Source organism: Pseudomonas sp. SORGH_AS_0211 (assembly GCF_031453455.1).
GTDB lineage: Bacteria > Pseudomonadota > Gammaproteobacteria > Pseudomonadales > Pseudomonadaceae > Chryseomonas > Chryseomonas aestiva.
Genome location: NZ_JAVIZV010000001.1, coordinates 3,454,283 through 3,467,100 on the forward strand (window position 1 = coordinate 3,454,283; position 12,818 = coordinate 3,467,100).

The 12,818-nt window shown below is 67.1% G+C and carries 11 protein-coding genes and 1 pseudogene; 8 read left to right on the forward strand and 4 right to left on the reverse strand.

Going from position 1 to position 12,818, the window contains the following annotated elements; translation table 11 throughout:
* The first annotated feature begins 380 nt into the window (after positions 1-380).
* On the forward strand, positions 381-1,478 hold the full coding sequence (locus QE393_RS16030) for an alpha/beta fold hydrolase (RefSeq protein ID WP_310044615.1): 1,098 nt from the start codon (positions 381-383) through the stop codon (positions 1,476-1,478).
* Positions 1,479-1,487: 9 nt separating this feature from the next.
* Here QE393_RS16030 and QE393_RS16035 read toward each other — a convergent pair whose 3' ends face one another.
* Positions 1,488-1,988, reverse strand: a complete 501-nt coding sequence (locus QE393_RS16035; protein ID WP_310044617.1) for a GNAT family N-acetyltransferase — start codon at positions 1,986-1,988, stop codon at positions 1,488-1,490.
* A gap of 231 nt (positions 1,989-2,219) precedes the next feature.
* Between QE393_RS16035 and QE393_RS16040 the strand changes: the two genes are divergently transcribed.
* Positions 2,220-2,717: a carboxymuconolactone decarboxylase family protein gene (locus tag QE393_RS16040; protein ID WP_310044620.1), complete on the forward strand. Its 498-nt coding sequence runs from the start codon at positions 2,220-2,222 to the stop codon at positions 2,715-2,717.
* Between the two features lie 13 nt (positions 2,718-2,730).
* Here QE393_RS16040 and QE393_RS16045 read toward each other — a convergent pair whose 3' ends face one another.
* Positions 2,731-3,900, reverse strand: coding sequence for an MFS transporter (locus tag QE393_RS16045; RefSeq protein ID WP_310044621.1), 1,170 nt, complete (start codon positions 3,898-3,900; stop codon positions 2,731-2,733).
* Positions 3,901-3,996: 96 nt separating this feature from the next.
* Between QE393_RS16045 and QE393_RS16050 the strand changes: the two genes are divergently transcribed.
* From QE393_RS16050 to QE393_RS22605, 4 genes and pseudogenes are all read left to right on the forward strand, one after another.
* Complete coding sequence (locus QE393_RS16050) at positions 3,997-4,890, forward strand: LysR family transcriptional regulator (RefSeq protein ID WP_310044625.1); 894 nt, start codon at positions 3,997-3,999, stop codon at positions 4,888-4,890.
* Between the two features lie 184 nt (positions 4,891-5,074).
* Entirely contained in the window at positions 5,075-6,487 is a 1,413-nt protein-coding gene (locus QE393_RS16055) for a sugar porter family MFS transporter (RefSeq protein WP_273806634.1), read from the forward strand.
* Between the two features lie 234 nt (positions 6,488-6,721).
* Positions 6,722-7,729 (forward strand): annotated as a pseudogene (locus tag QE393_RS22600) (cache domain-containing protein); the annotation flags it as partial.
* A gap of 87 nt (positions 7,730-7,816) precedes the next feature.
* Positions 7,817-8,584 carry a methyl-accepting chemotaxis protein gene (locus QE393_RS22605; RefSeq protein ID WP_405046307.1) on the forward strand — a complete coding sequence of 256 codons (768 nt, stop codon included), beginning with the start codon at positions 7,817-7,819 and terminating at the stop codon, positions 8,582-8,584.
* Between the two features lie 238 nt (positions 8,585-8,822).
* Here the strand turns inward: QE393_RS22605 and QE393_RS16065 are convergent, their stop codons facing one another.
* Entirely contained in the window at positions 8,823-10,259 is a 1,437-nt protein-coding gene (locus tag QE393_RS16065) for a dihydrolipoyl dehydrogenase (RefSeq protein ID WP_310044628.1), read from the reverse strand.
* Between the two features lie 234 nt (positions 10,260-10,493).
* Between QE393_RS16065 and QE393_RS16070 the strand changes: the two genes are divergently transcribed.
* Positions 10,494-11,015 (forward strand): hypothetical protein, encoded by a 522-nt coding sequence (locus QE393_RS16070; RefSeq protein ID WP_187980319.1) that lies wholly within the window; start codon positions 10,494-10,496, stop codon positions 11,013-11,015.
* 351 nt (positions 11,016-11,366) lie between these two features.
* Positions 11,367-12,419, forward strand: a complete 1,053-nt coding sequence (locus QE393_RS16075; RefSeq protein ID WP_273806637.1) for an acyltransferase — start codon at positions 11,367-11,369, stop codon at positions 12,417-12,419.
* 19 nt (positions 12,420-12,438) lie between these two features.
* On the opposite strand, the gene crcB is transcribed toward QE393_RS16075, so the two are convergent.
* Positions 12,439-12,816, reverse strand: coding sequence for a fluoride efflux transporter CrcB (gene crcB, locus QE393_RS16080; protein ID WP_273806638.1), 378 nt, complete (start codon positions 12,814-12,816; stop codon positions 12,439-12,441).
* Between the last annotated feature and the right edge of the window lie 2 nt (positions 12,817-12,818).

A 12,818-nucleotide genomic window follows, 5' to 3' on the forward strand; every position in this document is an offset into this window, starting at 1 on the left:
CAAGTGTTCTCCAGGTGGTATTGCTTTTACGACTCGACCGCTGGTGCCAGCGTTCCAGCGTTTCGCTCGCCAACAGCTGTCGTTCGCGGCCAGGGCTGACGAGAGCCCTTACCCGTCCAGCCCTCAACAGAGCCGTTTCACCACGAACGCGTGCCTGGCCCTCGGCGCACCGATTCAGCAGCGGAAACGAGAGGGTGCCTGCCTGCGATCGGAAGATCAGAAGGATGACGAGGACGTGGGCAGTCGTTGGAGCGGCCGGAAAGGGGCAAGCAGCCGCGGCTGGACGACTGCCGCGGTGGTCAAGCGCCTGAGTTGTCAGCTGCGCGGTTAGGACTTATACATTTCGATTCATCATTCTAATAAGAAACGGAAAGGCCTCAATGAACAGCATTTTCACCGTGCGACGCGCCACGGCCACCCTGTACTCGGCCATGACCTTCCTGTTGCTGCTGACCACCCTGAGCGTAAAGGCGGACGAGCCACCCAAGCCGGTCGCAGGCGACTTCGTGGTGCCGCGCTTCACCTTCCATACCGGCCAGACACTCGACAACTTCCGCCTGCACTACCTGACGCTGGGCAAGCGCGGCAACCCCGTAGTCCTGGTGCTGCACGGTACCGGCCAGCAGGCGGCGGCGATGCTGAGCAAGGATGTCGGCGGCCAGTTGTTCGGTCCGGGCCAGCCGCTGGATGCAACCAAGTTCTTTATCGTGATTCCGGATGCGATCGGCACCGGTAGCTCGACCAAGCCGTCGGATGGCCTGCGCGCCGCCTTTCCCCCTTACAACTACGCCGACATGGTGCAGGCGCAGTACCTGCTGCTCACCCAGGGATTGGGGATAGAGCACCTGCGGCTGATCATCGGCAATTCGATGGGCGGCATGCAGACCTGGCTGTGGGGCGGCCTGCACCCCGGCTTCGCCGATGGCCTGGTGCCCATGGCGGCGCAGCCGACGGAGATGGCCGGCCGCAACTGGATCATGAGGCGCATGCTGGTGGAATCCATCAAGCAGGACCCGGCCTGGAACCAGGGCAATTACCAGACCCAGCCGCCGTCGCTGCGCCTGGCCAAGACCATGTTCGAATTCGCCACCAGTGGCGGCACCCTGAACTACCAGGAGATCGCCGGCACCCATGCCCAGGCCGATGCGCTGGTCGACAAGCGCCTGGCGGCCTCGGTCGCCGTCGACGCCAATGATTTCATCTACCAGTGGCAGTCCTCGGCCGACTACAACGCCGAGCCGGGGCTGGGCAGGATCAAGGTGCCGGTGCTGGCCATCAACGCCGCGGACGACGAGCGCAATCCACCGGAAACCGGCGTCATGCAGGCGGCGCTCAAGCAGGTGCCCAGTGCCCGCTACCTGCTGATTCCGGGCAGCGCTGACACGCGCGGACACGGTACCACCGGGCTGGCCAGGCTTTATGCGGCGGAGCTGGCGCAATTCGTCGAAAAACTGCCCAGCGCCCCTGCCGGGCGCTAGGGCCCTGGCCTAGAGCGGGGTCGTTTCTTCCTGGTAGATCCGCAGCCCGCGTGCCTGGTAGTTGGCCAGGGCCGCCGGATGATCCAGGGTGCAGGTGTGCACCCAGACGCGCTCGGTGCCCGCCCAGTCCCAGGCGCAGCGGAGGGCGTGACTCAGCAGCGGACCGCCGAAGCCGAGCCCCATGAAGGCATTGGCCAAGCCGAAGTAGCGGATCTCGACGTTGCGGCCATCCGGGCGGTACAGCTCGTAGTAACCGGCGATGGCGCCACGGTGATAGGCGACCCAGGTGCGGTGCCCCTCTTGCTCCACCAGTTCGCGCCACTGGGCATCGCTCCAGCCGCTGAGATCGCTCCAGTCCCAGGCCTGGCCGACCAGGGCATAGAGAAAGCGGTTGAGTTCGGGTTGCGGCACCTCGCACTCGACGATCTGCAGGTCGGGCCGCTGTGGCTTCTCGCGCAACTCGGCCGAGGAGGTCATTTCGAGGTAGAAGGTCGTGCAGGTCCGGTCCATCGCCAAGACTCCCTGGAAAAGGTCAGACCCGATTGTGACCAGAGCGGCAGGGGCGGTGCCAGTCCGATTGCGACCCTTGGCCAGGCAGCGCCGCGCTCTTGCCCCAGGAGCCTGGGGTGAGATTGGATAGGCGTCTCCCTGCACACTGCCCGCTGAGAGTTATCACCATGCCCATCTCGTCACGCCTGACGCCCCTGTCCGACCAGAACACGACGCTCGAGCAGCAGCGGGGTGCTGGACGACATCCAGCGCGGCCCAAGGGGCAATCTCGACGGCCCCTTCCTGGCCTGGGTGCACAGTCCGGCGCTGGCCGATCACGCCCAGCGGCTGGGCGCCTTCTGCCGCTATGGCACCCGGCTGGACGTGCGTCTCACGGAGCTGGCGATCCTCACCACCGCGGCCTGGTGGCGCTCCCAGGCGGAGTGGCAGATCCATGAGCCCATCGCCCGGCAGGCGGGCCTGGCGGAGGCCGTGATCGAGGCGCTCCGGCAAGGCACCGTGCCGGCCTTCGAAACGCCCGCGGAGACCTGTGTCCATGCCGTCGGCGTGGCGCTCTACGCTACTCGGCGGATTCCCGAGGATCTCTATCGCCAGGGGGTAGCGCTGTTCGGTGAAGCGGGAATGGTCGAACTGGTGGGCGTCTATGGCTACTACAGCCTGGTCGCCATGACCCTCAACGCCTTCGCGGTGGATCGGGGCGGCGATACGCCCCGCCCCTTCGCCGAGTGACGCCGCCGCGTCCCTAGCCGGCCACCGCCGCAGCGCTGGCCCGACCGCGCCAGGCCAGGGCCAGGGCCATCGCCAGGCCCAGGGCGGCCATGCCGGCGCCGGCCAGGGAGATCGCCGGATAGCCGAGGCCGGCGTCGATCACCGCGCCGCCCAGGGCCGCGCCGAGGGCATTGCCCAGGTTGAAGGCGCCGATATTGACCGCCGAGGCCAGGTTGGGCGCGTCCTTGGCGGCTTCCATCACGCGCATCTGCAGCGGCGGCACCAGGGCGAAGCTGGCGATGCCCCAGACGAGGATGGCCACGGCGGCCGCCAGCGGCCAGCGCATCAGCACGCTGAAGGCCAGCAGCACCACGATGAGCACGCCCAGGGAGGCGATCAGGGTACGGTCGATGGATTTGTCCGCGGCCTTGCCGCCCCAGAGATTGCCCAGGGTCAGGCCGACGCCGAACAGCACCAGCATGGCGGTGATGAAGGCCGTGGAGCCATGGGTCTCGCGGGCGAGGATGGGCGCGATATAGGTGAAGACGGTGAACATGGCGCCGGAACCGACCACGGTCAGCCCGAGGGCGGCCAGCACCGGCGGACGACCCAGCACGCGGATCTCGGCCAGCACGCCGTCGCTCGGCGGCAGGGCCACGTTGGGCAGGGCGAACCAGAGCGCGGCCATGGTCAGCAGGCCGAAACCGGCGATGCCCCAGAAGGCCTGGCGCCAGCCGAGCAATTCGCCGAACCAGGTGGCCAGGGGCACGCCGCCGATGGTGGCCAGGGTCAGCCCCATGAACATCGCGGCGACCGCCCCGGCGCGCTTGTCCGGGGCGACCACGCTGGCCGCCACCAGGGCGCCGACGCCAAAGAAGGCGCCGTGGTTGAGCGAGGTGACCACCCGGGCGATCAGCAGGCTGGTGTAGTCGGTGGCGAGCGCCGACATCAGGTTGCCCAGGGTGAAGATGGCCATCAGGCCGATCAGCAGATGACGGCGCGGAATGCGGCCGGTGGTCAGGGTCATCAGCGGCGCCCCGATCAGCACGCCCAGGGCATAGGCGCTGATCAGGAGGCCGGCCGCCGGGATGGAGACGCCAAGATCGGCGGCGATGCCGGGCAGCATGCCCATGGGCGCGAATTCGGTGACGCCGATGCCGAAGGCACCGGTGGCCAGGGCCAGCAGGGGTGGATTGATACGCATGGGAAGGGCTCCTTATCTATGCCGTGAATGCTAAGCTCCCGCTTCAAGCGCCGGTAGACGGCGGTTTTGGCATGCAGCTTTGCCCTGGAGTCACAAGTGGATCTGAATGGTCGCTCGGGAGAGATGGCGGTGTTCGCCCAGGTGGTGGAGGCCGGTAGCCTGTCTGCTGCCGCCAGAGCCCTGCGCCTGACGCCTTCGGCGGTGAGTCGCTCCATCGCCCGCACCGAGCAGCGCCTCGGCACGCGACTGCTGTTGCGCACCACCCGGGCCATCACGCTCACGGCCGAGGGCGAGGCCTATCTGCGCGCGGCGCGGCGCATCCTCGCGGACCTGGCCGAGGTGGAAGACGCCATCGCCGACCAGGGCGTGCCCAGGGGACGGCTGAGGGTCAGCGCCGCCCTCGGTCATGGCCGCATGACTCTGGTGCCGCTGGTGGCGGCCTTCAGCGCCCGCTATCCGGATATCGTCGTGGACCTGGCGCTGGGCGATGAGGTGGTGGACATCCTCGCCGGCCAGGCCGACGTGGCGATCCGCTTCGGCCACTTGGCCGACAGCCCCCTCAGCGCCCGCCCCATCGGCGTCACCGGGCAGGTGGTGGTGGCCTCGCCCGCCTATCTTGCCCGCCATGGCACACCCCAGGTGCCGGAAGACCTGCTCGAGCACAACTGCCTGAGATTCAACTTCCGCCGCGCCCTGCCCGACTGGCCCTTCGTCCGCGACGGCCAGGCCTTCGCCCTGAAGATCGGCGGCAACATCGAGTGCAACAGTGGCGAGGCCCTGGCCCTGCTGGCCCGTGAAGGCGCCGGCATCGCCCGCATCGGTGAATTCAGCGTGGCCGAGGACCTGCGCAGCGGCGCCCTGGTGCCGCTGCTGGAAGCCTGGAATCCGGGCGACCTGGAGCCCATCCACGCGGTCTTCGTCGGCGGCTCGACCATGCCGGCGCGGGTCCGGGTGTTCGTGGATTTCCTGGTGGAGCGGCTGGGCCGTTGAAGGTGCGCGTCGCGCCCGACCTGCCCACCTCGGGAACTCCAGCCGTCATCCCTGCCCTAACCCCCCACGCCCGCATCCATGGCGCCCCTTCGCTGACTCGCAACGCTCCAATCGTTCGCTTCGCTGGTCTGAGGGCGCCCCGTTCGCCGGTCCCTCTCGAGTCTTGCCAGGATCCCGCTCTGCCATGTCCGCTTCCGCTTCCCCCGCCGTCGACCCCGACCAGAAGGCTTCGGCCCGCCGGCTGATCTTCATTACCGTGCTGGTCGCCACCATGGGCGCCCTGGCCTTCGGCTACGACACCGGCATCATCGCCGGCGCCCTGCCCTTCATGACCCTCCCACCCGACCAGGGCGGCCTGGGCCTCAACGCCTACACCGAGGGGCTGGTGACCGCCGCCCTGATCGTCGGCGCGGCCTTCGGCTCGCTGGCGGCGGGTTATCTCGCCGATCGCTATGGCCGCCGCACCACCCTGCGCCTGCTGTCGATCCTCTTCGTCGTGGGCGCCCTGGGTACCGCGGTGGCGCCCTCGGTGGAGCTGATGGTGGTCGCGCGCTTCGTGCTCGGCCTGGCGGTGGGCGGCGGATCGGCCACGGTGCCGGTGTTCATCGCCGAGATCGCCGGGCCCAAGCGTCGCGGTCGCCTGGTGAGCCGCAACGAGCTGATGATCGTCAGCGGCCAGCTGCTGGCCTATGTGCTCAGCGCCCTGCTCGCCTGGCTGGTGCACGACAACGGCATCTGGCGCTACATGCTGGCCATCGCCATGGTGCCGGGCATCCTGCTGTTCGCCGGTACCTTCCTGCTGCCCACCTCGCCGCGCTGGCTGGCGGCCAAGGGCCGCATCGAAGAGGCCGAAGCCGTGCTGGAGCGCCTGCGCGACACCCCCGAGGAGGTCGAGCGCGAGGTCCAGGAGATGCGCGAGAGCGAGGAGCAGGCCAAGCATCGCCCGCCAGTGCGCGAATTGCTCAGCCAGGGCTGGGTGGTCAAGTTGCTCCTGCTGGGCATCGGCCTGGGCTTCGTCGCCCAGTTCACCGGGGTCAACGCCTTCATGTACTACACCCCGATCATCCTCAAGAGCACCGGCATGGGCACCAGCGCGGCCCTCACCGCCACCATCGGCAACGGCGTGGTCTCGGTGATCGCCACCCTGCTCGGCATCTGGGCCATCGGCCGCGCCGGACGGCGCACCCTGCTGCTGATCGGCCTGGTGATCGTGGTCGTGGCGCAACTGGCGCTGGGCAGCGTGTTGCTGTGGCTGCCGCAGAACCTCACCCAGAGTTACCTGGCGCTGGCCTGCATCCTGGTGTTCCTGCTGTTCATGCAGATGTGCATCGCCCCGGTCTACTGGCTGCTGATGTCCGAGCTGTTTCCCAACCAGGTCCGTGGCCTGCTGACCGGGGTAGCGGTAGCGGTGCAATGGCTGTGCAACGCCACCGTGGCCTTCAGCTTTCCGGTGGCCTTGGAAGCCATCGGCAACTACACCTTCTATGTATTCGCCGCCATCAACCTGGGCTCGCTGGTGTTCGTCTATTTCTGCCTGCCGGAGACCCGCGGCAAGTCTCTGGAAGAAATCGAACGCCATCTGAAGAAAGAGCTATAGCGGGTCGTTAGCCGACCGATCGGCGATTTTCCGGCTTGCTGCGGACCAAATGGAATAATTTTTCATTCCGTATCAAGTCGGACTTATCCAAGCCGATGCAGAGTGAAGGCATGTTGCCGTCACTCTTCGCGCAGCGCGCGACCGGGGCTTTCGATGAACATCAAACAAAAACTCACTTCGCTTTTCGCGGTAACCGCCTGCCTCCCGGTGATCCTGGTGGCGGGCGTGGTCATCATGAACGTGCGCAGTCAGGCCACCGGCGACTTCCTCGACGGTAGCGGGCGCGAAATCCGCCAGATCGATCGCAACATCCAGCAGTTCTTTGCCGGCATCCAGCAGAACGTCGACTTCCTCGCCAAGGAGCCGAACATCCTCGCCCTAGAAGGGCTGAAGAACTACAGCGGTGCCGATGCCGCCCAGATCCCGCAGCCGGAAACCGGCCAGCAGGCGCTGGCCTATTTCACCCGCTTCGCCAAGACCCACCCCACCACCGCCTACCTGTCGGTGGGCCTGGCCGATGGCGGCTACGTCAGCTGGCCGGACGACGCCAAGCTGACCAACTACGACCCGCGCGTGCGCCCCTGGTACCAGACGGCCATGAACAATCCGGGCAAGGTGGTGCGCACCCCGGCCTACTACTGGGCGACCGACGACGTCTCGCTGATGGGCGTGGTACGGACCATAGAAGATGCCAGCGGCAAGGTCCGCGGCGTGGTGGGCCTGGACATCTCGCTCAAGCAGCTCACCGACCTGGTCAAGAGCATCACCCTGGGTCAGAGCGGCTACCTGATGCTGGTGGAAGACAACGGCAACGTGCTGGTCGACCCCCGCGATCCCAAGCACAACTTCAAGCAGCTCAAGGAGCTGGGCGACGCCTACCAGACCCTCAGCGGCATCCAGAACGGGCTGGGTGAGGTCAATCTCAACGGCACCGACTACATGGTCAACGTCTACCAGGCCAAGGATCTCGGCTGGAAATTCATCGGCCTGATCGAGCGCAGCGAAGTCATGGGCAAGGCCACCGCCCTGACCTGGCAGATCGCCGGCATCACCGCGGTGCTGGCGCTGCTGTTCGCCGTGCTCGGCGCGGCCTTTGCCGGCATGATCGTGCGGCCGATCCGCGGCGTTTCCGCCGGCCTGGAATCCATCGCCCAGGGCGAAGGCGACCTGACCAAGAGCCTGAACGTGCAGGGCAAGGACGAAACCGCCGCCCTGGCGGGCTGGTTCAACCAGTTCCTCGCCAGCATCCGCCAGCTGGTACAACGTATCGGCCAGGCCTCCAACGATCTGCAGCAGGCCTCGCAGACCACCACCCAGGCGGCGGCCAGCATGAACGAAGTGGCCGGTCGCCAGCGCGAAGCCGTGGAGCTGGTCTCCACCGCCTTCAACGAAATGGTCGCCACCTCCAACGAGGTCGCGCGCTCCTGCAGCCAGGCCGCGGCCTCCGCCGACGCCGGTCATCACAAGGTGCAGGAAGGCTACGGCCAGATCGAGAAGGCCACCGGCAACGTCAATCGCCTCAGCGGCAGCCTGGAGCAGTCGGCCCAGGCCATGGCGGTGCTGGAGCAGGACAGCCACAACATCAACACCATCCTCGACACCATCCGCGGCATCGCCGAGCAGACCAACCTGCTGGCGCTCAACGCCGCCATCGAAGCGGCACGGGCCGGTGAGCAGGGGCGCGGCTTCGCCGTGGTGGCCGACGAGGTGCGGGCCCTGGCCAAGCGCACCGCCGACTCCACCGGCGAGATCGACGGCCTGCTCGGCAGCCTGGCGCGGCGCACCCAGGAGGTCACCCGCCAGATCGAGACCAGCCTGGAGCTGTCGCAGACCAGCGTGACCTCCATCAGCGAGGCGCGTGGCAGTTTCGAAGGCATCCGCCAGTCGGTGGACGAGATCCGCGACCAGGCCCTGCAGATCGCCGCGGCGGCCGAGGAACAGCACCAGGTGGCCGAGGACATCAACCGCCACATCGCCCAGATCCACGACGACGCCCAGCAGGTGGAAGGCCTGGCCCAGTCCACCACCCGCGACTCCTCGCGCCTGTCGCAACTGTCGGGCGAACTGGATGGCCTGGTGCGGCGCTTCAAGGCCTGATGGCTGTTTGGCGGTAGCAGAAGCCCCGCCGGTGATCCCGGCGGGGCTTTTTTGTGGGCGGGCGTTCGGTGATGCGTGGATAAGGCTGCGCCGTTATCCACCCTACGAACGTTGAACCTCCCCGCTACGCCGGACAGCCCCCTCTCCCGCCTGCGGGAAAGGGTTCGAGCGAGGGTGCCTTCAGCAAAACCGTAGCGGGAAAACGGCGCAGCCTTTTCCGCTGCCGGATCGACCCCACTCAAGCTCCGGACGGCAAGCCCTGGTCGCGATCGCCACGCAGGCTGCTGTGGGCGGCCTGACAGATCTCGCGCAGGCCGCTCTTGAGGCCTTCTTCGAGGGTAGGGTGGTAGAAGGGCATGTCGAGCAGCGAACTGGCGGTCTCGCCATGGATCAGCGCCAGCACCAGCAGATGGCCGATATGGTCCATGCCCGGTCCGACCATGGCCGCGCCGGTCAACTTGCCGGTGCCCGGCTCAGCATAGAAACGGGCGATGCCCTGGTTGCGCGCCTCGACCCGGGCGCGGCCCTGGTCGTGGTAGGAAGAGGTGCCGATCAGACTGCCTTCGTCGGGTGGACTGCCCAGCACCGCCACCGGCGGATCGGTGAAGATCAGCGAAAACAGCGGCGACCTGGGGGTGGGCCGCACCTCGGGATAGCAGGCGGCATTGTGCCCGGCGATGGCGCCCTCGTCGGAGGCCTCATGGAGGATCGGCCGGTCATGATCGGCATCGCCGGCGATGAAGATCGACGAAGAGCCACACTGCAGCGTCTCGGGGTCGTAGACCGGGGTGCCATGGTCGTCCAGCGCGATGCCGGTGGTTTCCAGACCCAGGCCCTTGAGTCGTGGTGGTCGCCCGGCGGCCACCAGCACGTAGTCGAAAGCGCCCTCGCCGCTCGCCGCGCCGGACCAGGACAGCCGTACGCCCTCGCCTTCGCGGCGGGCGTCCACCTCGACGTCCAGCAGCAAGGTCAGGTCCTGTTCCAGGATCTTGCGCAACTCGGCCTTGACCTCCGGATCCTTGAGCGCGCCCAGGCCATCGTCCTGGCCGAACAGGGTGACGGCCACGCCGAGGCGAGCCATGGCCTGGGCCAGTTCCAGGCCCACCGGACCGGTGCCGATCACCGCCAGGGAGCGCGGCAGATCGGGCAGCTCGAAGATCGTCTCGTTGGTCAGCGCACGCTCGCCCAGCGCGGCGAAAGGTTCCGGCACCAGGGGATAGGAACCGGTGGCGATGACCACGCTGCGCGCGCTTATAGTCTTACCATTGCTAAGCTGCAGGCGATCCGCCGCCACGAAGCGCGCCGTGGCCCGCTGGGCCACGCCTGCGGGCAACTTGGCGAAACCCTGCTTGGTGGCGGCGACGAAATGATCGCGCTCGCGCCGCACCCGCGCCATGACCGCCGCGCCATCGACGCTGACGCTTCCCACCTCGATGCCGAAGGTAGCAGCACGGCGGACGGCGTGATGCGCCTCACCGGCAACGATCAGCAGCTTGGAGGGCATGCAGCCCACGGCGGCACAGGTAGTCCCCGCCCAGTGATCGTCGATCAGCAGGGTGCGCGCACCCTGGCGCCGGGCGGCACGTTCGGCGGCAAGGCCGGCGGTTCCGGCCCCGATCACGGCGACATCGCAGTCGAGATCGGCAGAGGTGGAAGGGGCTGCGGGATCACTCATCTCATCACCTGACGTTGCGGAGGATTAACCCGACTCGCGCCAGGGCTCCAGCAAGGGACCCTAAGCGCAGCGTTGAGGTTGCATCCCAAAGGCGTGATCCACTTCGACAAAAAACCGACAATTCTTGTCAGGAGTGTCAAATTCCATGCCACTCGTCACCTTATACTGGCCAACTGGAACCATTGAGGGTGTCCTATCCTCAATTAGCCAACTTAAATGGACGCAGGCACTCACATGGAACGTGACATCAGCAAGATTCCGCTCATCAACGATTGGTCCTACCTGATCGCCCTGGAAACCGGCCTGTTCACCCGTGGCGAACTCAGCGGCGTGGTACTCAAGGCCCTCAACGACCAGGCCCGTCTGCTCTCCCGTCGCTACCTGGTGCAGAAGTCCAAGCTGGATGTACGCAAGCTGTCGCCGGCCGAAACCGAGATCCTCGATACCCTCAGCGACACCGCCGCCAGTCTGAGACGCCGCCAGCGGCTGCCGCACAACATCGTCAAGAGCCTCAGGGCCGGCGGCCTGATCGCCGCGGTAGAGCGCAGCGTCTGCGCGTCGGGCATCCTGCAGTGCCACAACGGCTTCTACGAAGACGGCCTGGAGCCGGGCGCCTTCGAACAGATCGTCATGCGCCATCCGCATGAATTCGGCGATCACGCCCGCCAGAGCGCCGCCCTGTATTTCGCCCAGGAACCCTTCGCCCTGGAACAGTCGCAAGACGTGCACGAACAGCCGCTGCAGGCCAGCGCCTGATGAGCGAGGCGTACGCAACGACCGGGGCGGCCGGGAGGCCCCAGACCCCGATCGCCTGCGCGCGCCTCGCCGCCCCCGTTCCTTCTTGCCGTACCGCTTTTCCGGAGTCCTGGCGCATGACGCCCGCTTTCGCGCCGCTCAGCCCCCCATAGCGTCCCTGCCCTCGCCGGCCGGCCGATCTCGCTGATCGCGTCGGCTGTCGCCCTTTCGTTGCCGGTCCAGCCGGCAGCGGCCTTTGCCTGCGCGCGTCTCACGACGGGCGTTTCCGCCAATGCCGTCTGCGTCGCTGTCCGCCTGGAGTGCGCTCCCGGACGGCGGCCGCGGCATGGGCCACGGCTGCGAGGAGCAGACATGACTACCGTCCACGTCCCCCACGGACGCAACAACTTCGATTTCCTGAGATTCGCCGCGGCCTCCACCGTGGTGATCGGCCACGGCTTCTGGCTCTCGGGGCACATCGGCGCCGAGCCGATCCTCAACTTCACCGGCTTCACCGACGCGGCCAACATCGCCGTCTATGTGTTCTTCGTGATCAGCGGCTTCCTGATCACGGCGTCCTTCCAGCGCAGCCGCAATCCCCTGGACTTCATCCTCAAGCGCGCCCTGCGGATCTTTCCGGCGCTGATCGTCTCGGTGCTGTTCTCGGTGCTGGTGGTGGGCTGGCTCGCCACCAGTCGCGAGACGAGCGCCTACTTCGGCGATCGCCAGACCCTGGGCTTCTTCAAGAACATCTTCCTGATGACGCGCTTCGAACTGCCCGGCGTCTTCACCGGCAATCCCTTTCCGGACACGGTGAACGGCAGCTACTGGACCCTGCCCTACGAGGTGTTCATGTACCTGTCGCTGCTGATCATCGGCGTGCTGGGGCTGCTGACCCGCTCGGTGGTCATGGCCACCCTGGTGGTGCTGGTGCTGGGCAACTTCCTGCTGCTGCCGCAGATGGGCGTCGCCAGCTTCGTGCTGCACAAGGTGTTCAGCCTGGGCATGTTCTTTTTCGCCGGCGCCCTGCTGCAGCTCGCCGGACCGCGCATACCCTGGCGCCTGGATATCGCCCTGGCGCTCTGCCTGCTGTCGCTGGCGGCCATCGTCTGGCACATCCTGCCGGTGATCCACCTGGTGTCGCTGGCCTATGTGATCATCTACCTGGCCCAGGTGCAGGTACCGGTGCTGCACGGTTTCGGGCGTTTCGGCGACTATTCCTACGGCCTCTACCTGTTCAACTTCCCGGTCCAGCAACTGCTCATGCACCGGTTTCCCGACAGCTTCTCGCTGCCCGGTTTCCTGCTGGTGAGCTACGTCCTGACCCTGGGCCTCGCGGTGCTCTCCTGGCACCTGATCGAGGCGCCGGCGCTGAGATTCAAGCCGCGGCGCCAGGCCCCGACCGCGCCGGTGGCACCCGCCTGAGCCCGGCTGGCCGGTCGCCTCAGCCGAGGCGGCCAGCCAGGGCGAAACCGGCCAGGGTCAGCAGCAGCGACCCCAGCACGTGGACGGTCACGGTGAGCGCTGCCCAGCCCAGGCGGCCGCTCTGCAGCAGGCCCACCACCTCGGCGGAAAAGGTCGAGAAGGTGGTGAAGCCGCCGCAGAAGCCGGTCACCAGGAGCAGCTTCCACTGCGGGTCCATGCCTGGATAGCGGGAGAAGAAGCCCAAGGCGAGGCCGATCACGAAGCCGCCGACCAGATTGACCAGCAGCGTGCCCATGGGCAGCAGCGGAAACAGCGCATTCAGCCGCAGCCCGATCCACCAGCGGCACGCGCTGCCGACGGCGCCTCCGAACATCACCGCAAACAGCGCATAGGGCATGA